A 23363-nucleotide genomic window follows, 5' to 3' on the forward strand; every position below is an offset into this window, starting at 1 on the left:
GTGCGCCCCGAAGTCCCGTCCGTGCGGCCCGTCCACGGGCGCCCACAGGTTCCCGGGACCGCCGTGCTCGCCCTCTTCCTGCTGAGCCTCGATGTTGGTGCGGGCGAGGTAGCGGTCCAGCGCCCCGTCGAAGAACATGTCCTCGATGCGGACGTGGTCGTGGAACCACTCCATGTGGCGGATGTTGGGGACCGCGGCGGCCGCCGCGGCGTGCGCGTGCGGGGCGCAGTGCGTGGAGATCTCCAGACCGTGCGCCTGGGCCAGCGCCGCCACGCGGAGGAACTCCGTGACACCCCCGCAGCGGGTCGCGTCCACCTGGAGACAGTCCACGGCGCCGGCCGCGACCATGCGGGCGAAGTACGGCAGGTCGTATCCGTACTCACCGGCCGTGACATCGCAGACGAGCGCGTCACGGACCAGACGCAGCCCCGTCAGGTCGTCCGAGGACACCGGTTCCTCGAACCAGCCCACACCGTGCTCCACCAGCGCGTGGCCCACCCGGACCGCCTGCTTGCGGGTGTACGCCCCGTTCGCGTCGACGTACAACTCCGCGTCCGGGCCGATGACGTCGCGGGCCGTGCGGACCCGGGACAGGTCGCGGGGTACCGCCCGCCCCCAGCTCTCGCCGATCTTCAGCTTGACGCGGGGGATGCCCTGGCCGTGCACCCAGCCGTTGAGCTGCGCGGCCAGGTGCGTGTCGTGGTACGTGGTGAAGCCGCCGCTGCCGTACACGGGAACGCGCTCGCGGGCCACGCCGAGCAGACGCGCCAGCGGGAGTTCCAGGAGGCGGGCCTTCAGGTCCCACAGGGCGATGTCGAGGGCCGAGATCGCGCACGCCGCGATGCCCGGACGGCCCGCGTTGCGGACCGAACGGCACATCGCGTCGTGCAGCGCCGGGATGTCCAGCGGGCTGCGGCCCTCGACCAGCGGGCCGAGCTGCTCGGCGAGGAAGTCACCGACCGCGGCCGGGCCGTAGGTCCAGCCCGTGCCGGTCTCCTCGCCGGTCGTCACCTCGGCGATCACCATGGTGGTGGTGTCCCAGGCGAGGGTGCCGTCGGCCTCGGGGGCGTCGGTCGGCACCGTGTACACCGAGACGACCGGGCGGTGGAGTCGCATCGTTCACCCCTGCTGGAGCTGAGGAAGCACCTTCGTGCGGTAGAAGTCGAAGAAGCCGCGCTGGTCGGGGCCGATCTGGTTGACGTAGACCCGGTCGAAACCCGCGTCGGCGAAGGCGCTCAGCGCGGAGACGTGCTGGTCGACGTCGTCCCCGCACACCGCCTTCTCGCTCACCATCTCGTCGGTGACCAGCGGTCCCAGCTGCTCGAAGTGGCGCGGCGAGGGCAGGATCTGGGCCATCTCGCCGGGCAGGAACTGGTTGAACCACAGCTTGCGGACCGTACGGACGCACTCGTCGCGGTCGACGCCGTAGCAGACCTTCGTGCCCCCGATGACGGGCTTGCCGGCCCCGCCGCCCTTGCGGAACTGCTCCACCATCGACTCGTCGGGCGTCATCGTGATGAAGCCGTCGCCGACGCGGGACGCCAGCGCCGTGGCCGCCGGGCCGAAACCGGAGATGTCGATGGGGACCGGCTCGTCCGGGATCGTGTACAGGCGCGCGTTCTCCACCGTGTAGTGCGTGCCGTGGTGGTTGACCTCCTCGCCCGTGAAGAGGCGACGCATCACCTGGATCGACTCCTCCAGCATTTCCAGGCGGATGTGCGCGGGCGGCCAGACATGGCCGAGCACGTGCTCGTTGAGGGCCTCGCCGGAGCCGACCCCGAGGCGGAAGCGGCCGTTCGTCATCACGGCCGAGGTCGCCGCGGCCTGCGCCACCACCGCCGGATGGATCCGCACGGTCGGGCAGGTCACGGCCGTCTCGACGGGCAGCGACACGGCCTCCGAGAGCGCGCCGATCACCGACCACACGAAGGGGCTCTGGCCCTGCGCGTCGTTCCACGGGTGGTAGTGGTCGGAGATCCACAGCGAGCTGAAGCCCGCCTGTTCGGCCATCCGCGCCTGTTCGACGAGGTCCGCGGGAGCGAACTCCTCGCACGACAGGAAGTAGCCGTATTCGGGCATGGGGGGTACCTCCGGCGGTTCCGTGATGAGAGGGGCCCCGCCCGAGTACCCGGCGGCCCGTGCGGAAACCGGCGTTTGGGCGTCCCGGCCAGGGTTACGCGGAAGGCTCCCGAGGTACGCGAACAGCCCCGGAGGCGAACCGTGAGTCGACCCCGCATCGTGATCGTCGGTGCCGGCTTCGCCGGGTACCGGACGGCCAAGGAACTGTCCCGAAAAGCCCGCGGCAAGGCCGACATCACCCTGCTGAACCCGACCGACTACTTCCTGTACCTGCCCCTGCTGCCCCAGGTCGCCGCCGGCATCCTGGAACCCCGGCGGGTGACGGTCTCCCTCTCCGACACCCTGCCGCACGTGCGCCTGGTCCTCGGCGAGGCCGACGGCATCGACCTGGACGGGCGCACCGTCCAGTACACCGACCCCGAGGGCGGCCGCGGCACGCTCGGCTACGACCGGCTGGTACTGGCCGCCGGCAGCGTCAACAAGCTGCTGCCCATCCCCGGGGTCGCCGAGCACGCGCACGGCTTCCGCGGCCTGCCCGAGGCGCTGTACCTGCGCGACCACGTGACCCGGCAGGTGGAGCTCGCCGCGGCCGCCGACGATCCGGAGACCTGCGCCGCCCGGTGCACCTTCGTCGTCGTCGGCGCGGGCTACACGGGCACCGAGGTCGCCGCGCAGGGGCAACTGTTCACCGACGCCCAGGTGCGCAGGCACCCCCTGCGCAAGGGCATGCGGCCGCGCTGGATCCTCCTGGACGTCGCGGAGCGGGTCCTGCCCGAACTCGACCCGCATCTGTCCCGCACCGCCGACCGCACGCTCCGCGAACGGGGCGTGGAGGTACGGATGGGCACCTCCGTGAAGGAGGCGACGCCCGAGGGAGTACTGCTGACCGACGGCGAGTTCGTCGCGACCCGGTCGCTGGTGTGGTGCGTGGGCGTCCGGCCCGATCCGCTCGCCGAGTCGCTCGGACTGCCCATGGAGCGCGGCCGGCTGCTCGTCGACCCGAACCTCCAGGTGCCGGGCAGGCCCGAGGTGTTCGCGTGCGGAGACGCGGCCGCGGTGCCCGATCTGGAGAACCCGGGCCAGTACACGCCGATGACGGCGCAGCACGCCTGGCGGCAGGGCCGTACGGCGGCCCTCAACGTCGCCGCCTCGCTCGGTGCGGGGGTGCGCCGCCCCTACGAGCACCGGGACCTGGGCTTCGTCGTGGACCTCGGCGGTGTGAAGGCCGCGGCCAACCCGCTGGGCGTCCCGCTGTCCGGCCTCGCGGCCGGGGCCGTCACCCGCGGCTACCACCTCGCGGCGATGCCGGGCAACCGCGTCCGGGTCGCCGCCGACTGGCTGCTGGACGCCGTACTCCCGCGCCAGGCCGTCCAGTTGGGCCTCGTACGGTCCTGGTCGGTCCCCCTGGACACCGCCTCGCCGGAACTGGCACGGGTCCCGGACCGCCCGCAGGAACGCCACAGGGCCGACGCCCGCTCCGGACCCGGCGCCGCGACCGAGCCGGAGACCAGGCCGGGAGCGGGGGCCACGGAACACGGGACCCCCCTGGCCGAACGCCCCGACGCGCGGGACCCGGCCGAAGCGGACAGCGCGGGCGAGGCGGTGATCGCGGAGGCGCGGCAACGCGAGAGGGCCGAACGGGACGCGCCCGAGCCCGCCAGGAACCGACCGAGCCCGCAACCAGCCGAGAACCGATCCGGCGGTGAGCCGGGACAAACCCCCGGCCCCGTCCAGCACGCGGACCCTGAGTCCGCGGAAGGAGACTCATGAACACCGGTGAACTCGTCGAACTCGCCCAGCAGTTGCGCGTGGACAGTGTGCGCGCCTCGGCCGCCGCGGGCTCCGGGCACCCGACGTCCTCGATGTCCGCCGCCGACCTGATGGCCGTACTCCTCGCGAACCACTTCCGCTACGACTTCGACCGCCCCGAGCACCCCGGCAACGACCGCTTCGTGCTGTCCAAGGGCCACGCCTCACCCCTGCTGTACTCCGCGTACAAGGCGGCCGGTGTCGTCGACGACGAGGAACTGCTGACCTTCCGCAAGCTCGACAGCCGACTCGAAGGACACCCCACCCCGCGCAGGCTGCCGTGGGTCGAGACGGCGACCGGATCCCTCGGCCAGGGACTGCCCGTGGGCGTCGGCATCGCGCTGTCCGGGAAGCGGCTGGAGCGCACCGACTACCGCGTGTGGGTGCTGTGCGGCGACAGCGAGCTCGCCGAGGGCTCGATCTGGGAGGCCGCCGAGCACGCCGGCCACGAGCAGCTCGACAACCTCACCGCGATCGTGGACGTCAACCGGCTCGGCCAGCGCGGACCCACCCGGCACGGCCACGACCTCGACGCCTACGCCCGCCGCTTCCAGGCCTTCGGCTGGCACACCGTCGAGGTCGACGGGCACGACGTGGACGCCATCGACCGCGCGTACGGCGAGGCCGCATCCACCAAGGGCCAGCCCACCGCGATCCTCGCCCGCACCCTCAAGGGCAAGGGCGTCGCCGACGTCGAGGACCGCGAGGGACTGCACGGCAAGCCGCTCAAGAACGCCGACGACGCCATCGAGGAACTCGGCGGCGTACGCGACCTGCGCGTCCAGGTGCAGGAGCCGCCGGCCGCCCGCATCCTGCACGCCGTCCGGTCCGGGCACCTCGAACTGCCCAGGTGGGACACCGGTGAGGACGTGGCCACCCGGGACGCCTACGGACAGGCCCTCGCCGCCCTCGGCACCGGGCGCTCGGACGTCGTCGCCCTGGACGGCGAGGTCGGCGACTCGACCCGCACCGAGTACTTCGCCAAGGAGCACGCCGACCGCTACGTCGAGTGCTACATCGCCGAGCAGCAGATGGTCGCGGCCGCCGTGGGACTCGCCGCGCGCGGCTGGGTGCCGTACGCCGGGACCTTCGCCGCCTTCCTCACCCGTGCCTACGACTTCGTGCGCATGGCCTCCGTCAGCGGGGCCGGGCTCAACCTCGTCGGCTCGCACGCGGGCGTCGCCATCGGGCAGGACGGGCCCAGCCAGATGGGCCTGGAGGACCTGGCGATGATGCGGGCGATCCACGGCTCGACCGTGCTGTACCCGTGCGACGCCAACCAGACGGCCCGCCTGGTCGCCGAGATGGCCGGCCTGGAGGGCATCCGCTACCTGCGCACGGGCCGCGGCGAGAGCCCGGTGATCTACGGCCCCGACGAGGAGTTCCCGGTCGGTGGCAGCAAGGTGCTGCGCTCCTCGGACCAGGACCGGCTGACGGTGGTCGCCGCGGGCGTCACCGTGCACGAGGCCCTCAAGGCCGCCGAGGCGCTGGCCGAGGAGGGCATCCGGATCAGGGTCCTCGACCTGTACTCGGTCAAGCCCGTCGACCGGGACACCCTGCGGCAGGCCGCCGAGGACACCGGCTGCCTGGTGACCGTGGAGGACCACCGCGAGGAGGGCGGCCTCGGCGACGCCGTCCTGGACGCCTTCACCGACGGCCGCCCCGTCCCGCGCCTGGTGCGCCTCGCCGTCCGTACGATGCCGGGCTCGGCCTCGCCCGAGGAGTCGCTGCACGCGGCGGGCATCGACGCCGAGTCGATCGCGGCCGCCGGACGACTGCTGGTGGAGCAGGCGATCGTGCCGTGACCGGCAACGACGTACGGACCGTACGCGCGGGGAGGCACACCGTCGAGGTGCACCGCCCGGACAAGGTGCTCTTCCCCGGCGGCGACGGGGCCAAGGAGTACACCAAGGCCGATCTCGTCGCGTACTACCGTTCCGTCGCGCCCTTCATGCTGCCGCACCTGCGGGGCCGTCCTCTGATGCTGGAACGGCATCCGGACGGTGTCACCGGGCCCCGGTTCATGCAGAAGAACACCCCGGACTCCTACCCGGAGCGGAGCGGCCGCATCGAGGTGCCGAAGGAGGGCGGCACCGTCTGCCACCCCGTCTGCGACGACACCGCCACCCTCCTGTACCTCGCCGACCAGGCCTGCCTCACCCTGCACCGCTGGATGTCCCGGGTCGGGAACGTCGAGCGGCCCGACCGGATGGTCTTCGACCTCGACCCGTCGGGCGACGACGACTTCGCCCTCGTGCGCGAGGCGGCCCGCCTGCTCGGGGAACTGCTCGACGAGCTGGGACTGCGCTCGGCGCTGATGACCACCGGCTCGCGCGGACTGCACGTGGTGGTGCCCCTCGACGCCCGGCACGACTTCGACGAGGTCCGCCGGTTCGCCAGGGACGTCGCCGACACCCTGGTCGCGGACCGTCCCGACCGGCTCACCACCGCCGCTCGCAAGAAGGACCGCGGCGACCGCCTCTACCTCGACATACAGCGCAACGCCTACGCGCAGACGGCCGTCGCCCCCTTCACGGTGCGGGCGAAACCCGGGGCGCCCGTGGCCACCCCGATGACCTGGGACCAGCTCGACGATCCCGGCCTGGACGCCCGCCGCTGGACCATCGCCGACGCGGTCGAACAGGCCCGCGCCAAACCCTGGGCCGGGGTCATGGCCAAGGGGCGCTCCCTGGGTCCCGCGAGGCGCAGGTTGAACGCGTTGATGCCCTCTTGAAGGTTTGGCGAAGGAACGAGCGGCCACCCGAGGTGAGAGGTGCCATGTCGAACACAAAAAACTCATCGGAATCACAGAATTCACGGAACTCCCGCAAAGGGACAGAAGAGGACACGGCAGAGAACGTGACGGAGAACCGGCGGCCCAATCCCATGGAGGTGCTGCGCAACGCGCGCACCCAGCTCGCCGAGCTGACCGGCATGGACGCCGAGAACGTGTCGTCGTTCGAACAGACGGAGGACGGCTGGTCCCTCGAGGTCGAGGTGCTCGAGCTGTCCCGCGTGCCCGACACGATGAGCCTGATGGCGAGCTACCAGGTCGAGCTGGACCAGGACGGGCAGCTCACCGGCTACCGGCGCGTTCGCCGTTACGAGCGCGGGCGCGCGGACGCACATCGGCAGGGCGGCCGCTAGGTCGCCCCGCAGCACAGACATCCGTTCACCAGCACACAGAAAAGGAGGCGCGGTCGACATGACCGTTGTCCCGGCACAACAGGGCGGTGGCGGAGGCGGCTCCAGCGGCCTCTACGACGTTCTGGAACTGGTCCTCGACAGGGGTCTCGTCATCGACGCGTTCGTACGGGTCTCCCTGGTCGGCATTGAAATCCTGAAGATCGACGTACGGGTCGTGGTGGCCAGCGTCGACACGTATCTGCGCTTCGCCGAGGCGTGCAACCGGCTGGACCTGGAGGCCGGCCCGCGCAAGGACCCCGGTCTGCCCGACCTGGTCGGCGAGATGACCGAGTCCGGCGCCCGCGGCAAGTCCAAGGGCGCGCTCTCCGGCGCCGCGGAGACCATCTCCGACGCCTTCAAGCAGGCGCGTGAGGGCGACAGTCAGAGCGAGTCGAGGCCCCGTGCCCGCAAGTCCACGGCCTCGCGCAGGAAGGAGGAGCAGGAGTGAGCACGTACGTCTACGGCATCACCGCCGCTTCTCACCCCACCCTGCCCGAGGAGCTGGTGGGAGTGGGCGACCCCCCGCTTCCGGTGCGGGTGCTGACCGAGGGCGACCTGGCGGCGATCGTCAGTGACAGCCCCGAAGGGCTGCGGCCCAAGCGCCGCGACCTGCTCGCCCACCAGAACGTGCTGAGCGAGGCGGGCTCGGACGGCTGCATCCTGCCCATGCGGTTCGGCAGTGTGGCCCCCGACGACGACACCGTCACCTCGGTGCTCGCGGAACGCTCCGAGCACTACAAGGAGCGCCTGCAGACCCTGGACGGCAAGGTCGAGTACAACGTCAAGGCCACGCACGACGAAGAGGCCGTACTGCACCGGGTGATGTCCGACAACCCGGAGGTCCGCGCCATGACGGAGGCCAACCGGCGTGCGGGCGGCGGCAGTTACGACGACCGTCTCCGGCTCGGCGAGATGGTCGTGGCCGCGGTCAAGGCCCGCGAGGCCGAGGACGCCGGCGAGGTGCAGCGCGCCCTGGAACCCGTGGCCGACGCGATCAGCGTGGGCCCCGAGTCCTCGGGCTGGCTGGCCAACGTGTCGTTCCTCGTGGAGCGCGACTCGGCCGCGTCCTTCCTGGAGGCGGTGGACGAGCTGCGCAAGGCCCATCCGCACCTCGACCTGCGGGTCAACGGCCCCCTGCCGCCGTACAGCTTCGTCGAACCGGGCCCGGCCGAACCCGCGGGCACCACGGTCGGCATCCACCACGCGGAGGAGTGATGCGGTCGTGGGCCTCATCGGAGAGGTGCTGCTGCTGCCGTTCGCCCCGGTGCGCGGCAGCGGCTGGGTGATCAAGCAGGTACTGCACGAGGCGGAGCGCCTCTACTACGACCCGGCGACGGTCCGGGCCGAGCTCTCCCGGCTCGAGGAGCGACTCGAGGCGGGCGAGATCGACGAGGAGGAATTCGACCGACAGGAGGACGAGCTCCTCGAACGACTGGAGATCGGCCTGCGCGGCGGCGCGGGGACTGGCGACGGGACGACACGATGAACCGAACAGGACTGGGCCTCGCCGTAGGGGCCGGATATCTCCTCGGGCGTACGAAAAAACTGAAAATGGCGTTCGCCGTCGGCACGCTCGTGGCCGGCAAGCGGATGCACCTGAGTCCGAAGGCGATAGCCGATCTGGTCTCCCAGCAACTGCTGAAGAACCCGCAGTTCAAGGAGATAGGCGACACGCTCCGCGAGGACCTGCGCGGCGTCGGCAAGGCGGCGAGCGGGGCCATGGTGGAGCGGCAGATCAACGCGATCGCCGACCGGCTGCACGGCCGTACCGCCCAGGTTCGCGATGAGCTCTCGGGCGTGGCGCCCGAGGTGCCGGGCCTCACGGACGACGACGAGGAGTCCGAAGAGGACGAGGAGCCCGCGGAGGAGGAGACTGGGGGCACGGAGGCCGAGGCCGACGAGGAGCCCTCGGACGAGCACGAGGACGACGGGGACGACGAGGCCGAGGACGAGCAGGACGAGGCCCCGGCGCGGAAGACCGCGAAGAAGGCCCCGGCCAAGAAGACGGCCGCCAAGAAGCAGCCCGGCCGCAAGCCGCCCGCCAAGAAGACGGCGCAGAGCCAGGGCCGCACGGCAGGCAAGAAGACCGCGGCCAAGAAGACCACGGCGAAGAAGACGGCCGCGAAGAAGACGGCCGCGGCCAGGGGGGGCCGGCCGGAGCACCCGGTCCCGACTGCCGAAGGGAGGCGGTGAGTGATGACCGAGACACTCGGATCCGCCACCGACAAGGCGAAGAAGAACCCGCTCACCGAGGTGGCCCACAGCGAGGCCGCCGACCGCCTCAAGGCCGAGCTGCAGGAGTACGTCTCCGCGCAGGCCCAGCGCATGCTGGTCGGCGTCGGCCGCAAGCTGGGCGAGACCACCGGCAAGCTGAACGACATCGCCGAGGGCAACAGTCCCGGTTTCGCCAAGCTCGCGCTCGACGGCGGCCGCAAGCTCGCCGAGGGCAAGGGGCCGCTGCGCAGCGCGCTGGAGGTCGGAGCGGGCCGCGCCAAGGACAGCGTGGTCGGCGCCTTCAAGAACCTCGGCGGCGGGGGCAAGGGCAAGCGCAAGCGCGGGTCCGGTCAGAAGCCCACGGTGATCATGGAGTTCATCGACGTCGGCGTCGATCTGCGCACGGCCTACGACCAGTGGACGCAGTACCAGGACTTCTCCACCTTCGCGAAGGGCGTCAAGAGCGCGAACCGCGCCGACGACACCCACAGCGACTGGCAGATGAAGATCTTCTGGTCCAACCGCAACTGGAAGGCCACCACCACCGAGCAGATCCCCGACGACCGGATCCAGTGGACGTCGGAGGGGGCCAAGGGCACCACCAAGGGCGTCGTCTCCTTCCACCGGCTCGCCGACCACCTCACCCGCGTCCTGCTGGTGATCGAGTACTACCCGCAGGGCCTGTTCGAGAAGACCGGCAACATCTGGCGCGCCCAGGGCCGCCGGGCCCGGCTGGACCTCAAGCACTTCGCCCGCTTCATCACGCTCAAGGGCGAGGCGGAGGACGGCTGGCGCGGCGAGATCCAGGACGGCGAGGTCGTCAAGAGCCACGAGGACGCGGTGGCCGAGGAGGAAGAGGCCGAGGGCGCCGAAGGGACCGAGGAAGAGGAAGAAGAGGAGCAGGAGGGCCCGTACGCCGAGGACGAGACCGAGGAGGAGCCCGAGGAGGAGGGCGAGCCCGAGGACGAGTACGAGGAGTACGAGGAGGAGGAGCCCGAGGAGGAAGCCGAGGACGGGGCTCCTCAGGACGAGGCACCCGAGGACGAGGAAGAGATGTCCGAGGAGGACGTGCCTGAGGAAGAAGAGGAAGAGGACTACGAGTACGCCGAGGGCGGGAGCCGACGATGAGCATGCCCAGCCGGCTCCCGGAGCCCTACGGCCAGGGGAGCGGCGCCAACCTGGCCGACATCCTGGAGCGTGTGCTGGACAAAGGCATCGTCATCGCGGGTGACATCCGCATCAACCTGCTCGACATCGAGCTGCTGACCATCAAGCTGCGGCTCATCGTCGCCTCGGTCGACAAGGCCAAGGAGATGGGGATCGACTGGTGGGAGGACGACCCCGCGTTGTCCTCCCGCGCCCGCCGTGACGAACTCGCCCGGGAGAACAGCGAGTTGCGTGAACGGCTCGCGCGCCTGGAGGAGCTGGAGCCCCGCCGCCGCGCCGAGGAGGAGGAGAGTTCATGACCGGACTGCGGTACGTGTACGCCGTCTGCCGCCCCTTCGGCACCCCGTTGCAGGCCCAGCTGGCCGGGGTGGCCGGTGACCCGCCCAGACTGCTGCACCACCACGGCCTGGTGGCCGTGGTCAGCCACGTGCCGGAGCGGGACTTCGCCGAGGAACCGCTCCGCAGGCATCTGGAGGACCTGGAGTGGCTGACCCGGACCGTGCGCGCCCACCAGAGCGTGATCGACGCCCTCACCGTCGTCACCACCCCGCTGCCGCTGCGACTCGGCACCGTGTTCCGTGACGACAGCGGGGTGCGGGTGATGATCGAGGAACGCGAGGACAGCTTCCGGCGCACCCTCGACCGGCTGCAGGACCGGGTCGAGTGGGGCGTCAAGGTGTACGCCGAGACGCCGGCCCAGGACCGTGCGGAGCCCGCCGGGACGGCGTCCAGGCCGGTCTCGGGCCGGGACTATCTGCGTCAGCGGCGCCAGCGGGTGCGTTCGCGCGAGGAGATGTGGCAGCAGGCGGAGGCCTTCGCGACCCGGCTGCACGGAACGCTTTCCGGATACGCCGAGGACGCGCGGCTGCACGCCCCGCAGAATCCCACGCTTTCCGGGGCCTCGGGACAGAACATTCTGAATGCCGCCTATCTCGTGCCGCGCGGTGATTCCGAGGAATTCGTGGAATTGGTGGACCGCACCAAGGACGACGTGCCGGGAATGCGGGTGGAACTCACGGGGCCGTGGGCGGCCTATTCCTTCGCGGGGGAGGAACAACAGCCGTGACCGTCATCGAACGCCGCGAGGTGGCCCTCGTCGACCTGCTCGACCGGCTGCTGGCCGGCGGGGTCGTCATCACGGGGGACATCACCCTGCGCATTGCGGACGTCGACCTCGTCCGCATCGACCTGAACGCGCTGATCAGTTCGGTCAACGCGCAAGTTCCCTCACCGTTCGAGGAGTTGCTGTGACAGCCCGACGCAACCGGCTGGACCTGGAGCCCGACACGGTCGAGCGGGACCTGGTCAAGCTCGTCCTGACCGTCGTGGAACTGCTGCGGCAGCTCATGGAGCGCCAGGCGCTGCGCCGGTTCGACGAGGGCGACCTGAGCGAGGAGCAGGAGGAGCGGATCGGTCTCACGCTGATGCTCCTCGACGAGCGCATGACCGAACTGCGCGAGCGGTACGGACTGCGGCCCGAGGACCTGAACCTGGACCTCGGGCCGCTCGGCCCGCTGCTTCCCCGGGAGTGACGCCCGGGAACGTCACCACCTGTACCAACGGCCCCTGCTTCCGGACGACGTCGTCCCGCGCATCAGGAACCCGAGCAGCCACAGGACCAGCACGGCCAGTGCGATCCACCACAGAATCTTCACCGCGAATCCGACGCCGAACAGAATCAGCACCAGAAGCAGGACCAGCAGAATGGCAACCATGATGTGACCTCCTGCTGCCCGGGTGTCCGTTATGGGGGAATTCAGGCGCCTTTACGGCACAGAATTTCTCCGTGCAGCACGCAGAACCAGCCGTCGTCCTGCCGGCCCCACTCCCGCCAGGCGTCCGAGACGGCCCGCAGTTCCTCCCGGGTGGCGTGACCGCCCCCGGTGGCCCGCTCCGCGTAGGCGGAGGCCAGGGTGCGGTCCGCCCACAGTCCGCTCCACCACTGCCGTTCCTCGGCGGTGGAGTAGGTCCAGGTGCCGGAGCTCGCGGTGATGTCCGTCAGTCCCGCCCGCAGCGCCCAGGACTTCAGCCGCCGGCCCGCGTCCGGCTCACCGCCGTTGGCGCGGGCCACCCGGCGGTACAGGTCCAGCCAGTCCTCCAGCCCGGCGGACGCCGGGAACCAGGTCATGGCCGCGTAGTCCGCGTCGCGCACCGCGATGAAGCCCCCCGGCCTGGTGACGCGCCGCATCTCGCGCAGCGCCCGCACCGGGTCGCCGACGTGCTGGAGCACCTGGTGGGCGTGGACCACGCAGAAGGTGTCGTCCGGGAAGTCCAGCGCGTGCACGTCGGCGACCGCGAAGTCGACGTTCGTCAGCCCGCGAGCGGCGGCCGTGGCGCGGGCCCGGTCCAGGACGCCCGGGGCGTGGTCGACGCCGGTGACATGGCCGTCCGGGACCAGGGCGGCGAGGTCGGCGGTGATCGTGCCCGGCCCGCAGCCGATGTCCAGGATCCTCATGTGGGGCTTGAGCGAGCCGAGCAGGTAGGCCGCCGAGTTGGCGGCGGTGCGCCAGGTGTGCGAGCGCAGTACGGACTCGTGGTGGCCGTGCGTGTAGACGGCGGTCTCCCGCGGCTTCTCCGGTGATGTGTCCCGCGATGACTCCATGGCCGGGCTCCCCCTTCTCGACAGGTCCCTCGACACCCGGAACCGTACGCCCGCATGTCGCATCGTGAGACCTCCGTATCGCCATGCGGACTGACGTGCCGTCAGGTGGGGAAGCGGCAGGGCGATAAGCGTTTGCCCAGGTCCCGCCCCCGCCTGCACAATGCGGCCTCATGGGACATCTGGAAGCCGCACATCTCGAGTACTACCTCCCCGACGGGAGGGCGCTGCTCGGCGATGTGTCGTTCCGGGTGGGCGAAGGGTCCGTAGTGGCCCTCGTCGGGCCCAACGGCGCGGGCAAGACCACCCTGCTGCGGCTGATCTCCGGCGAGCTGAAACCGCACGGCGGCACGGTCACCGTCAGCGGCGGCCTGGGCGTGATGCGCCAGTTCGTGGGATCCGTACGGGACGAGACGACCGTACGGGACCTGCTCGTGTCGGTCGCGCCGCCGCGGATCCGGGAGGCCGCGCGGGCCGTCGACGAGGCCGAGCACCTGATCATGACCGTCGACGACGAGGCCGCCCAGCTGAAGTACGCGCAGGCCCTGTCCGACTGGGCCGAGGTGCGCGGGTACGAGTCCGAGACGCTGTGGGACATGTGCACCACGGCAGCCCTGGGCGTGCCCTACGACAAGGCGCAGTTCCGGCAGGTGCGGACGCTGTCCGGCGGTGAGCAGAAGCGGCTCGTCCTGGAGGCGCTGCTGCGCGGCACGGACGAGGTGCTGCTGCTCGACGAGCCGGACAACTACCTCGACGTGCCCGGCAAGCGCTGGCTGGAGGAGCGGCTGGGGGAGACCCGCAAGACCGTCCTGTTCGTCTCCCACGACCGGGAACTGCTCTCGCGGGCCGCCGAGCGGATCGTCTCCGTGGAGCCCTCGCCCGCCGGCGCCGACGCCTGGGTGCACGGCGGCGGGTTCGCCACCTATCACGAGGCGCGGCGCGAGCGCTTCGCGCGATTCGAGGAGCTGCGCCGGCGCTGGGACGAGAAGCACGCGCAGCTCAAGAAGCTGGTGCTGAACCTGCGGCAGGCGGCCAGCATCAGCCACGAGCTGTCCTCCCGCTACCAGGCGGCCCAGACCCGGCTGCGCAAGTTCGAGGAGGCGGGCCCGCCGCCCGAGCCGCCGCGCGAGCAGGACATCACCATGCGGCTCAAGGGCGGCCGCACCGGGGTGCGGGCCCTCACCTGCGCGGGGCTCGAACTGACCGGCCTGATGAAACCCTTCGACCTGGAGGTCTTCTACGGCGAACGGGTCGCCGTCCTCGGCTCCAACGGCTCCGGCAAGTCGCACTTCCTGCGGCTGCTGGCGGGCGACGCCGGCGTGGCGCACACGGGACAGTGGAAACTCGGTGCGCGCGTCGTGCCCGGTCACTTCGCGCAGACCCACGCCCACCCCGAGCTCTTCGGCCGCACCCTGCTCGACATCCTCTGGAAGGAGCACGCCCAGGACCGCGGCCCCGCGATGTCCCGGCTGCGCCGCTACGAGCTGACCGGACAGGCCGAGCAGAACTTCGACCGGCTCTCCGGCGGCCAGCAGGCCCGCTTCCAGATCCTCCTGCTGGAGCTCCAGGGCGTCACCGCGCTGCTTCTGGACGAGCCCACGGACAACCTCGACCTGGAGTCCGCCGAGGCCCTCCAGGAGGGCCTGGAGGCCTTCGACGGGACGGTCCTCGCGGTCACCCACGACCGCTGGTTCGCGCGCTCCTTCGACCGTTTCCTGGTCTTCGGCTCGGACGGACGGGTGCGCGAGACACCGGAGCCGGTGTGGGACGAACGACGCGTGGAAAGGGCCCGGTGACCACCGGTCACCGGGCCCTTCCCGGGCGTCTCAGGCCCAGCGCAGCAGGGCGCCCAGGCCGCCGACCGGGACCTCGTCGGCCACCGGCGTCACCGACAGCGCCGGAGCGCCCGTCGCCACCGCCGACCTGATCAGCGCGTCGTCCGCGCGGGCCGACCAGGAGTTCTGCTCACCGAGGATCTTCAGATCCGTGCGCCGGACCGCCAGCTGGTCCGGGTCCTCGCCGACCCACACCTCGCGGTGCGCGTCGGGCCCGTCCGGGCGGATCAGCAGTTCGTCGATACGGTGCTCCCGCGCGGCCTCGACCAGGGCGGGAACGCCCTCCACGGCACCGGGGCGGCCGTCGTCGCCCGTCCCGCGGGCCGCGAGGAACCGTTCCAGCTCCCGCTCCGCGCGCTGCCGTACGTGCGCGCCGCGGGCCCGCTCCACGTCCTCGTCGAGCAGCCGGCTCCCGGCCCCGTGCTCGGCCTCCACGCCCCGGTCGTGCAGTCGCTTCGGCAGCCGCTCGTGCACCGACCGCTTCTCCCGCTCCTCACCGACCAGGATCAGCAGGTCGGCGCCGGTTTCCTCCTGACAGACGGCGAGCGCGTCGGCGATCTCGGCCGCGTTGTGCTCCCAGGTGTTCTCCACCTGCAGCTGGAAGTGCCGCTCCGACCAGTCGGAGCTGCTCGTCCGGTGCACCGGCCACTGCCGGCCGGAGACCGACCCGGCGCCCTCGCGGCCGAACGCCCCGCGCAGCTCGAAGTCGGCACCCTTGCGGTCGACGTAGGCCACCACGCACAACGGGTCCTCGCCGGCCAGCTCCAGCAGCGGCGCGGTGTGCGGCAGCGGGGCCCAGTGCACCAGGGTGCCCTGCGGGGGCCTGGTCAGGGACGGATCGAGGACGACCTCGCCGGCCCGTGCGAAGACGGCCCGGCCGTGCGGTTCGGACGAGTGCTGCAGTTCCTCCAGGGCCTCTCGTACGGCCACGCAGGTCTTCTCGTCGGCGCCCTGCACGGACAGCTCGCGGGAGACCGCGACCGCCGCGAGATGCCGTTCGTGGGGGGTGTCCTCCGTGTGCCGCGAGGTGTCGACGTACGCGGAGGCCCAGGGGCCCGAATGTTCGTAGAGTGGACGAAGGAAAGCGAGATCCATGGTTGGTTCCCTCCCGGATGCCGCTCGGGGGCAGTGCGGTAGTGCTCGCCGGGCGGGTACCCGAAGTACATGAACGAACACGACGAGCGGGACACCACCATGACCGGAGTCGACCCCAGCCTCCTGGACGACCGCCAGCTCATGAAGGAGCTGGAGACGATCCACCGCACCCGGCACGAGACGCTGCTCCACGGCTCGAACGACGCGCTCAGTGCCCACAACGAACGCATGGCCCGGCTCGAGGGCGAGTACCTGCGCCGAAACCCGCGCCGGACGGTGGCCGCGGGCCGCACCCGTGAGGGCGCGCGGGAGCGAAGGCCAGGGGAGTCGGCCACCCCGGCGCTGGACTGAACCGGCCGCACCACCGTCGCGTCCACAGCCGACGGTGACCTGCCGATCGCGCGATCGCTCGATCAGCAGGCCACCGGTGAGACGCGGTGAGATGCCCGAGGGGCTCAGTGGCGCATCGGCGGCCGGTCCCAGTGCCGGTGCGCGGCGATCGCGGCCACGAACGCGTCCAGGAACTCCTCGCCCGCCGGGCCCGGGGACGTCTCCGTCACCACGCCCCGGTCGGACTCCACGCGGTGGAACTCCGTGGACAGGACCAGGCCCTCCGGCTCCAGCGCAGACAGGATCCCGACGCCCGAGCCGAGCGCGCCGATCGGCTTGCCGTGCCGGTAGGCGTCCCGTACGAACCGTGTCATGTCCGGGTCGGCGACCGCCGGCGGGGTGCCCACGGGACCACCGGGCAGCAGGACGGCGTCGTACAGCACGGAGGCGACGGTCGGCAGCGCGCGGTCGACCGTGTACAGCTCGCCGTCGGCGCCCCGCAGCTCCCCGTCCACCGGCGCCAGCGCCTCCACGATCGCCCCCTCGGCGGCCAGCCGCTCCCGCACCGAGGTCACCTGCTCGGCGTCGATCCCGTCGGTCACGAGGACCGCGATCTGCCGGGTGCGGATCGAGCCGTCGCCGCGCAGCGCCTGAAGGCTCAGAGCCGGGGAGGAGAGCTTGTACGCCGTCTCGCCCCCGGCCGGTTCCGCAACCCCGATGCCGCGGGCCACCCGGGTCGCCAGCTCACCGTCCACCTTCGCGAGGTGCTCGACCGTACGGGCCCGCACGGTCCGGGCGCCCACCTTGCCCAGCTCGAAGCGGAACGCCTCGACGATGTGCTCCTTCTCCCAGTCGGCCATGCTGTTCCAGAACATCGCGGGCTGGCTGTAGTGGTCCTGGAAACTCGGGCTGCGCCGGCGGATCTTGTGCCCGTCCACGCGTTCCGCGTAGTGCGTGAACGCCTTGCCGTCGACCCCGGCGTGGGCCGGGCAGCCACCCCCGAGCGAGTTCGGGAAGTAGTTCGTGCCCCGGTGGATGGCGCTCTGGTGGGCGCCGTCGCGCTGGTTGGTCCTGACCGGCGCCACCGGCCGGTTCACCGGCAGCTGCGCGAAGTTGGGGCCGCCGAGCCGGGTCAGCTGGGTGTCCAGATAGGAGAAGTTGCGGGCCTGGAGCAGCGGGTCGTTGGTGAAGTCGATGCCGGGCACGACATTCGCCGTGTGGAAGGCGACCTGCTCGGTCTCCGCGAAGAAATTCTCCGGGTTGCGGTCGAGCACCATCCGGCCGATCGGCCGGATGGGCACCTGCTCCTCCGGGATCAGCTTCGTGGCGTCGAGCAGATCGAAGTCGAACGCGAACTCGTCCTCCTCCGGCACCAGTTGCACGCCGAGCTCCCACTCGGGGTACTCGCCCGCCTCGATGGCGTCCCACAGGTCGCGCCGGTTGAAGTCCGGGTCACGGCCCTGGCACTCCTGGGCCTCGTCCCACACCAGCGAGTGCACGCCCGGCTTCGGCGTCCAGTGGAACTTCACGAAGGTGCCGCGCCCCTCGGCGTTCACGAACCGGAAGGTGTGCACGCCGAAGCCCTGCATCATGCGGTAGCTGCGCGGGATGGCCCGGTCCGACATCAGCCACATGATGGCGTGCAGGGTCTCCGGCTGGAGCGAGACGAAGTCCCACAGGGTGTCGTGGGCGGAGGCGCCGGTGGGGATGTCGTTGTGCGGCTCCGGTTTCACCGCGTGCACGAAGTCGGGGAACTTGATGCCGTCCTGGATGAAGAAGACCGGGAAGTTGTTCCCGACCAGGTCGTAATTGCCCTCCGAGGTGTAGAACTTGGTGGCGAACCCGCGCACGTCCCGGACGGTGTCGGCCGACCCCTTCGGGCCCTGCACGGTCGAGAACCGCACGAACACCGGGGTGCGTACCGCCGGGTCCTGGAGGAAGGCGGCACGGGTGAACTCGGCGCAGGACTCGTACGGTTCGAAGTACCCGTAGGCTCCCGCGCCCCGCGCGTGCACCACCCGCTCCGGGATCCGCTCGTGGTCGAAGTGGGTGAGCTTCTCCCGGAAGTGGAAGTCCTCCATCAGCGTCGGACCGCGCTCACCGGCGGCGAGCGAGTCGTCGGTGTGGTCGACCTCGACGCCCTGGTCGGTGGTGAGCGGCCCGGCGGCCGGGTCGTCGGCGTGGAAGCTCTCGCGCTGGCGCTGCTTGCGGTCGGCGGGGTCCATCAGACGGCCTCCTGGGCGAAGACGTCGAGGAAGGTCTCGCAGAACGCCTTGAGGTCGTCCGGCTTCCGGCTGGTGACCAGCTTGTTGTTCCCGTGGTCGCAGACCTTGACCTGCTCGTCCACCCAGGTGCCGCCCGCGTTGCGGATGTCCGTCTCAAGACTGGGCCAGGAGGTGAGGACCCGGCCCCGTACGACGTCCGCCTCGATGAGCGTCCACGGCGCGTGGCAGATCGCGGCCACCGGGCGCCCCTGCGTGAAGAAGTCCCGCACGAACGACACGGCCTTCTCGTCCATCCGCAGGAAGTCCGGGTTCGCCACCCCGCCGGGCAGCACCAGGGCGCCGAAGGAGTCCGCGGACGTCTCGCCCACGACCTCCTGCACGGGGAAGGTGTCCGCCTTGTCGAGATGGTTGAACGCCTGGATCCTGCCCGGCTCCGTCGAGACGAGCACGGGTTCGTGCCCCGCGTCCACCGCCGCCTGCCACGGATCGGTGAGCTCGATCTGCTCGACGCCCTCGGGTGCGGTCAGAAACGCGATGCGCATGTGACTCAACGTCCTTTCCTGGAAAGCTTTTTCCTCACAGGGAGTCCCTGTCGTCCGGCTCCGCGCGGCTGATGTCGGCGAGCGCCGAGCCCGGGTCGCGTGCCTCGGCGATGTCCCCGAGGCTCACCATGCCGACCGGCAGGCCGTCCTCGACGACCGGCAGCCGCCGCACGGCGTGCGCCCGCATCAGCGCGGCCGCCTGTGTCACCGGGTCGCCGGGGGCGACCGTCAGCGGATCGGGCGTGCACACCGACTGGACGCTCACTGTCAGCGGGTCGGCGCCGTCGGCGACGGCCCGGACCGTGATGTCCCGGTCGGTGAGCATCCCCACCACGTGCTGGCCGTCGGCCACGACGACATCGCCGATGTCCTGCGTCCGCATCAGCCGCGCCGCCTCGACCAGCGAGGCGTCCGGGCGGACGGCCACCACACCGGGTGTCATCACGTCCCGGACGAGCTCCGCCCTCACGGGGTGCCCGCCGTCCGGGTCAGCGCCCGCGCGAGCTCCTGCACAGTGGCGTAGCTCTCCTTGCGCGGCAGTGCCTCCACCGCCTCGGTCAGGGCGTCGGGCGCGTTCTTGCGGCGCAGCACCCGCACCAGCTCCACCGGAGTGGCGGGGAACGGGCCGCGCCCCAGGAGCCGGGCCAGCTCCAGCCGGACGTTCTCCAGCGACGCCCCGTCGCTGCCCGGCGCCACGGGCCCGCCCCAGACCTGCGGATCGTCGTCGGCGGTCGGCTCCGGGTCGTGCCACTCCTCGCTGCGGGTGGGGTGCCCGGAGCGGAGCAGACCCTGGAGTTCGTGCTTCATCTCGTCGTCGCGGTGACGGCTCAGCCGGTCGCTGCCTCGCTGCATGTCTCCCTCCAGATCTTCGGGTCCGCACCGCGTACCCGTGCACCGGAGGCCGACACAGGGTTTGCCGCACGGAACTCGGGAGACTCGTCTGCGACCCCCCGCGCACCTCCCTTGGGAAGGACATGGCGATGGTGCTCCTCGCCGCGCTCATACCGGTCCTCATGCTCGCCGCGCTGCTCGCGCTCGGCCGCTACGAGGAACTCATGCTCCCGGAGCCGAAGGACGACCGGCTGGAACCGGCCGCCCTTGCGACGGCTACTTCTCCCGCCCCGGCAGGAACTCCTGCACCTTCGCCTTGAAGCCCTGCTTCACCATGGAGCCGCGGTCCGCGTCGCCCTTAAGGATCGCGGCGGCCGTGGCCTCCATCTGCTCCCAGGTCGCGTGCGGCGGGATCGGCGGTACGGCGGGGTCGGTGAGGAATTCCAGGACCGCCGGCCCGTCCGCCTGAAGGCCGGCCTGCCAGGCCGCCTCGACGTCCTCCGGCTTCTCCACCCGGATCCCGGTCAGACCCAGCGAACGGGCGAACGCGGCGTACTGCACGTCCGGCAGCTGCTGCGAGGGCAGGAAGGACGGGGCGCCCTCCATGGCCCGCATCTCCCAGGTGACCTGGTTGAGGTCGTGGTTGTTCCAGATCGCGACGATCAGCCGCGGGTCCTCCCACAGCTCGCGGTACTTGGCCGCGGTGATCAGCTCGGCCATGCCGTTCATCTGCATCGCCCCGTCCCCGACCAGCGCGATCGCCGGCCGGTCCGGATGCGCGAACTTCGCGCCGATGGCGTACGGCACCCCCGGACCCATCGTCGCCAGCGTGCCGGACAGCGACGAGCGCATGCCGGGCCGCATGGTCAGGTGCCGGGCGTACCAGTTGGCGGTGGACCCGGAGTCCGAGGTGACGATCGCGTTGTCCGGCAGCAGCGGGTCGAGGGCGTGGGCCACGTACTCCGGGTTGATCGGGTCGGCGGACTGCCGCGCCCGCCGCTCCATCACCTCGCGCCAGCGCGTGACGTTGGCGCACACGCTGTCGTACCAATCGCGACCGTCGCGCTCCACGTCCAGCATCGGGATCAGCCGCTGGAGCGTCGCCTTCGCGTCACCGACGAGATTCACCTCGTACGGGTAGCGCATCCCGACCATGTGCGGGTCGATGTCGATCTGCACGCCCCGCGCCTTGCCGAACTCCGGCAGGAACTGGGTGTAGGGGAACGACGAGCCGATGGTGAGCAGGGTGTCGCAGTCCCGCATCAGTTCGTACGACGGCCGCGTGCCCAGCAAACCGATCGAGCCGGTGACGTACGGCAGTTCGTCGCTCAGCGCGTCCTTGCCGAGCAGCGCCTTGGCGACGCCCGCGCCCAGCAGTTCGGCGATCCGCTCCACCTCGGCCCGCGCTCCGGCCGCGCCCTGGCCGATCAGGATCGCCGGCCTGGCGGCGGAGTTGAGGATCTCCGCGGCCCGCTCCAGCGACTCCGCGGAGGGCACCGCCGTCCAGGCGCTGCGGTCCAGGCTGGAGGGCACCATCTTGAACTCGTGCGTGGGCGCCGAGTAGTCGAGCTCCTGCACGTCACCCGGGATGATGATCGCCGTGGGGCAGCGGCGGGCGTACGCGGTGCGGATCGCCCGGTCCAGGACGTTCGGCAGCTGTTCGGGCACCGTCACCGTCTCCACGAACTCCGAGGCGACGTCCTTGAACAGGGTGTGCAGGTCCACCTCCTGCTGGTACGAGCCGCCCATCGCCGTGCGGTGCGTCTGGCCGACGATCGCCAGCACCGGCACATGGTCGAGCTTGGCGTCGTACAGCCCGTTGAGCAGGTGGATCGCGCCGGGTCCCGAGGTCGCCGCGCACACCCCGATGCGGCCGCTGAACTTGGCATAGCCGACCGCCTCGAACGCGGACATCTCCTCGTGCCGCGACTGCACGAACCGTGGCTGGTTGCCGGCCCGTCCCCAGGCCGCGAGCAGGCCGTTGATGCCGTCGCCCGGATAGCCGAAGACATGGTCCACACCCCACTCGCGCAGCCTTTCGAGGATGTGATCGGACACCTTGGTGCTCATGGGCTGACCTCCCGTATGGATGGCACAGGCAGCAGCCCTACGAGTCACCCGGCGGGCCCCGGGAAAACCTGCCCGGTGTTTGGCCCTCGGGGCCGGGGGCAGGCGCACTCACAGTGCTTCGGACCGGAGGCACGTCCATGGGAGCGGCGATCGCCCGCCGTGGCCGCGCCTGTCCGCACTCGGACGCGCCCCCCGCCGATCGTCCACCGGAGCACGATCCAGGGAGTTGCGACGCCCATGCCCACCCGAGTGAGCGCGAAGCACCACCCGCACGACGACGCCCCCGACACGGCCGAGGCCTTCCGCAGGCTCGCGGCGCTGCCCCCGGGGCCCGAGCGCGACACCCTGCGCGGGCGGATCGTCGAGGCCTGGCTGCCCATGGCGGACCGGCTCGCCGGCCGTTTCCGCAACCGCGGCGAGAGCTACGACGACCTGCGCCAGGTCGCCGCCCTCGGCCTGGTCAAGGCCGTCGACCGGTACGACCCCGCACGCGGCAACGCCTTCGAGAGCTACGCCGTGCCCACCGTCACCGGCGAGATCAAGCGGCACTTCCGCGACCACATGTGGACCCTGCACGTGCCGCGCCGGGTCCAGGAGCTGCGCAACCGGGTCCGCCTCGCCTCTCAGGACCTCGCCCAGACCATCCCGGGACGCAGGCCCACCGTCGCCGAGATCGCCGAGCACGCCCACCTGAAAGAGGAGGACGTCCTGGTGGGCCTGGAGGCCCTGGAGAGCTTCAGCGCCCTCTCCCTGGACGCCGAGCTGCCCGGCAGCGAGGACGGCTACTCGCTCGCCGACGCCCTCGGCTCCGCCGATCCCGCCCTGGACACCGTCGTCGACCGTGAGTCCGTCAGGCCCCGGCTGGCCGCCCTGCCCGAGCGGGAGCGCGCCATCCTCTACATGCGCTTCTTCGGCGACATGACCCAGACCCGGATAGCCGAACAGCTCGGCATCTCCCAGATGCACGTGTCCCGCCTGATCAACCGCTGCTGCGGACGCCTGCGCGAGCAGATCATGGGGGACGGGGCGGGGTGAGCCGGCTGGTCGACGCGGCCTGAGTGCGGCTTCGGCGGCGGTTGCCGCGGGTTGTCCGGGCGTGTCCGCCTCCGGTGCTCTCGGTGTCACCCATTTGGCTCTCCCCGTTCCGCCGATGGCCCTCGGCTGCGGGCGGACGTGGCGCATGCCGTCGGCCGGCGGCAGTGCTGGGGGCGGTTGGCGCGGGCCAGCCGGAGCGTCCGAGGTGACGCCCTGCTGGTGGCAGCGCTGGAGGGCGGTTGCCGTGGGCCGGCGGTTGTGGGCGAGGCGGAGCGCCCGCGTGTCACCCGGTCGGTCCTCCCCGTCCCGCCAATGGCCTTCGGCCGCGCGCGGGGTGGGGTGGGGC

26 protein-coding genes and 1 pseudogene are annotated in these 23363 nt (G+C 71.3%); 17 read left to right on the top strand and 10 right to left on the bottom strand.

The features are described 5' to 3' along the window. Together EHS43_RS11055 and EHS43_RS11060 are read right to left on the bottom strand one after the other, a co-directional pair. On the bottom strand, positions 1–1116 hold a 1116-nt coding region (locus tag EHS43_RS11055; RefSeq protein ID WP_260470473.1), incomplete at its 3' end, for an enolase C-terminal domain-like protein. A 3-nt stretch (positions 1117–1119) separates the two neighbouring features. After that, entirely contained in the window at positions 1120–2079 is a 960-nt protein-coding gene (locus EHS43_RS11060; protein WP_125190366.1) for an LLM class F420-dependent oxidoreductase, read from the bottom strand. Positions 2080–2220: 141 nt separating this feature from the next. On the opposite strand from EHS43_RS11060, the gene EHS43_RS11065 reads away from it, so the two are divergent. The 13 genes and pseudogenes from EHS43_RS11065 (at position 2221) to EHS43_RS11125 (ending at position 11987) form a co-directional block, all read left to right on the top strand. Further along, complete coding sequence (locus EHS43_RS11065) at positions 2221–3849, top strand: NAD(P)/FAD-dependent oxidoreductase (protein WP_125190367.1); 1629 nt, start codon at positions 2221–2223, stop codon at positions 3847–3849. Continuing rightward, positions 3846–5693 (top strand): transketolase, encoded by a 1848-nt coding sequence (locus EHS43_RS11070; protein ID WP_125190368.1) that lies wholly within the window; start codon positions 3846–3848, stop codon positions 5691–5693. The genes EHS43_RS11065 and EHS43_RS11070 overlap by 4 nt, the downstream gene beginning before the upstream one ends. After that, positions 5690–6622: a non-homologous end-joining DNA ligase gene (ligD, locus tag EHS43_RS11075; protein WP_125190369.1), complete on the top strand. Its 933-nt coding sequence runs from the start codon at positions 5690–5692 to the stop codon at positions 6620–6622. The genes EHS43_RS11070 and ligD overlap by 4 nt, the downstream gene beginning before the upstream one ends. Positions 6623–6666: 44 nt before the next feature. After that, entirely contained in the window at positions 6667–7035 is a 369-nt protein-coding gene (locus EHS43_RS11080; RefSeq protein WP_125190370.1) for a gas vesicle protein, read from the top strand. Between the two features lie 58 nt (positions 7036–7093). Continuing rightward, the gene (locus tag EHS43_RS11085; RefSeq protein WP_125190371.1) at positions 7094–7522 is read left to right on the top strand and encodes a gas vesicle structural protein GvpA; all 429 of its coding nucleotides are present in this window, start codon (positions 7094–7096) and stop codon (positions 7520–7522) included. After that, positions 7519–8289: a GvpL/GvpF family gas vesicle protein gene (locus tag EHS43_RS11090; protein ID WP_125190372.1), complete on the top strand. Its 771-nt coding sequence runs from the start codon at positions 7519–7521 to the stop codon at positions 8287–8289. Before EHS43_RS11085 ends, EHS43_RS11090 begins: the two co-directional genes overlap by 4 nt. 7 nt (positions 8290–8296) lie before the next feature. Continuing rightward, positions 8297–8560, top strand: a complete 264-nt coding sequence (locus tag EHS43_RS11095; protein ID WP_125190373.1) for a gas vesicle protein GvpG — start codon at positions 8297–8299, stop codon at positions 8558–8560. Then, a pseudogene (locus tag EHS43_RS11100) lies at positions 8557–9271 on the top strand (DNA primase). Before EHS43_RS11095 ends, EHS43_RS11100 begins: the two are co-directional and overlap by 4 nt. Further along, positions 9271–10416, top strand: coding sequence for an SRPBCC family protein (locus EHS43_RS11105; RefSeq protein ID WP_125190375.1), 1146 nt, complete (start codon positions 9271–9273; stop codon positions 10414–10416). The pseudogene EHS43_RS11100 and the gene EHS43_RS11105 overlap by 1 nt, the downstream one beginning before the upstream one ends. After that, a complete protein-coding gene (locus EHS43_RS11110; RefSeq protein ID WP_125190376.1) occupies positions 10413–10754 on the top strand; it encodes a gas vesicle protein in 342 nt (113 codons plus the stop codon). Before EHS43_RS11105 ends, EHS43_RS11110 begins: the two co-directional genes overlap by 4 nt. Then, positions 10751–11521, top strand: a complete 771-nt coding sequence (locus EHS43_RS11115; RefSeq protein WP_125190377.1) for a GvpL/GvpF family gas vesicle protein — start codon at positions 10751–10753, stop codon at positions 11519–11521. Before EHS43_RS11110 ends, EHS43_RS11115 begins: the two co-directional genes overlap by 4 nt. After that, a complete protein-coding gene (locus EHS43_RS11120) occupies positions 11518–11706 on the top strand; it encodes a gas vesicle protein (protein WP_037706474.1) in 189 nt (62 codons plus the stop codon). The genes EHS43_RS11115 and EHS43_RS11120 overlap by 4 nt, the downstream gene beginning before the upstream one ends. Beyond that, a complete protein-coding gene (locus tag EHS43_RS11125) occupies positions 11703–11987 on the top strand; it encodes a gas vesicle protein K (protein ID WP_053850365.1) in 285 nt (94 codons plus the stop codon). The genes EHS43_RS11120 and EHS43_RS11125 overlap by 4 nt, the downstream gene beginning before the upstream one ends. Positions 11988–11999: 12 nt before the next feature. Here EHS43_RS11125 and EHS43_RS11130 read toward each other — a convergent pair whose 3' ends face one another. Continuing rightward, positions 12000–12170, bottom strand: a complete 171-nt coding sequence (locus EHS43_RS11130; protein ID WP_125190378.1) for a hydrophobic protein — start codon at positions 12168–12170, stop codon at positions 12000–12002. A 41-nt stretch (positions 12171–12211) separates the two neighbouring features. Then, entirely contained in the window at positions 12212–13057 is an 846-nt protein-coding gene (locus EHS43_RS11135) for a class I SAM-dependent methyltransferase (protein ID WP_125190379.1), read from the bottom strand. Between the two features lie 170 nt (positions 13058–13227). Here EHS43_RS11135 and EHS43_RS11140 point away from each other — a divergent pair, with 170 nt between their 5' ends. Beyond that, positions 13228–14850: an ATP-binding cassette domain-containing protein gene (locus EHS43_RS11140; RefSeq protein ID WP_125190380.1), complete on the top strand. Its 1623-nt coding sequence runs from the start codon at positions 13228–13230 to the stop codon at positions 14848–14850. A 30-nt stretch (positions 14851–14880) separates the two neighbouring features. Here EHS43_RS11140 and EHS43_RS11145 read toward each other — a convergent pair whose 3' ends face one another. Further along, positions 14881–15984, bottom strand: coding sequence for a Vms1/Ankzf1 family peptidyl-tRNA hydrolase (locus EHS43_RS11145; RefSeq protein WP_125190381.1), 1104 nt, complete (start codon positions 15982–15984; stop codon positions 14881–14883). A gap of 69 nt (positions 15985–16053) precedes the next feature. On the opposite strand from EHS43_RS11145, the gene EHS43_RS11150 reads away from it, so the two are divergent. Then, entirely contained in the window at positions 16054–16335 is a 282-nt protein-coding gene (locus EHS43_RS11150) for a DUF6158 family protein (protein ID WP_125190382.1), read from the top strand. A gap of 104 nt (positions 16336–16439) precedes the next feature. On the opposite strand, the gene EHS43_RS11155 is transcribed toward EHS43_RS11150, so the two are convergent. From EHS43_RS11155 to EHS43_RS11170, 4 genes are read right to left on the bottom strand one after another with little or no spacing between them, the layout of a single operon-like run. Continuing rightward, complete coding sequence (locus EHS43_RS11155) at positions 16440–18539, bottom strand: catalase (protein ID WP_185806204.1); 2100 nt, start codon at positions 18537–18539, stop codon at positions 16440–16442. Continuing rightward, entirely contained in the window at positions 18539–19081 is a 543-nt protein-coding gene (locus EHS43_RS11160) for a type 1 glutamine amidotransferase domain-containing protein (protein ID WP_125190384.1), read from the bottom strand. Before EHS43_RS11160 ends, EHS43_RS11155 begins: the two co-directional genes overlap by 1 nt. Positions 19082–19115: 34 nt before the next feature. Next, complete coding sequence (locus tag EHS43_RS11165; RefSeq protein WP_185806205.1) at positions 19116–19550, bottom strand: CBS domain-containing protein; 435 nt, start codon at positions 19548–19550, stop codon at positions 19116–19118. Then, entirely contained in the window at positions 19547–19933 is a 387-nt protein-coding gene (locus tag EHS43_RS11170; RefSeq protein ID WP_125190385.1) for a DUF2795 domain-containing protein, read from the bottom strand. Before EHS43_RS11170 ends, EHS43_RS11165 begins: the two co-directional genes overlap by 4 nt. Before the next feature lie 122 nt (positions 19934–20055). Between EHS43_RS11170 and EHS43_RS46370 the strand changes: the two genes are divergently transcribed. After that, entirely contained in the window at positions 20056–20232 is a 177-nt protein-coding gene (locus EHS43_RS46370) for a hypothetical protein (protein ID WP_185806206.1), read from the top strand. On the opposite strand, the gene EHS43_RS11175 is transcribed toward EHS43_RS46370, so the two are convergent. Further along, positions 20189–21982 carry a thiamine pyrophosphate-requiring protein gene (locus EHS43_RS11175; RefSeq protein WP_125190386.1) on the bottom strand — a complete coding sequence of 598 codons (1794 nt, stop codon included), beginning with the start codon at positions 21980–21982 and terminating at the stop codon, positions 20189–20191. The genes EHS43_RS46370 and EHS43_RS11175 overlap by 44 nt on opposite strands. 237 nt (positions 21983–22219) lie before the next feature. Between EHS43_RS11175 and EHS43_RS11180 the strand changes: the two genes are divergently transcribed. Continuing rightward, positions 22220–23017, top strand: coding sequence for an RNA polymerase sigma factor SigF (locus EHS43_RS11180; protein ID WP_125190387.1), 798 nt, complete (start codon positions 22220–22222; stop codon positions 23015–23017). Positions 23018–23363: the final 346 nt, after the last annotated feature.

This window comes from Streptomyces sp. RP5T, from assembly GCF_003933965.1.
GTDB lineage: Bacteria > Actinomycetota > Actinomycetes > Streptomycetales > Streptomycetaceae > Streptomyces.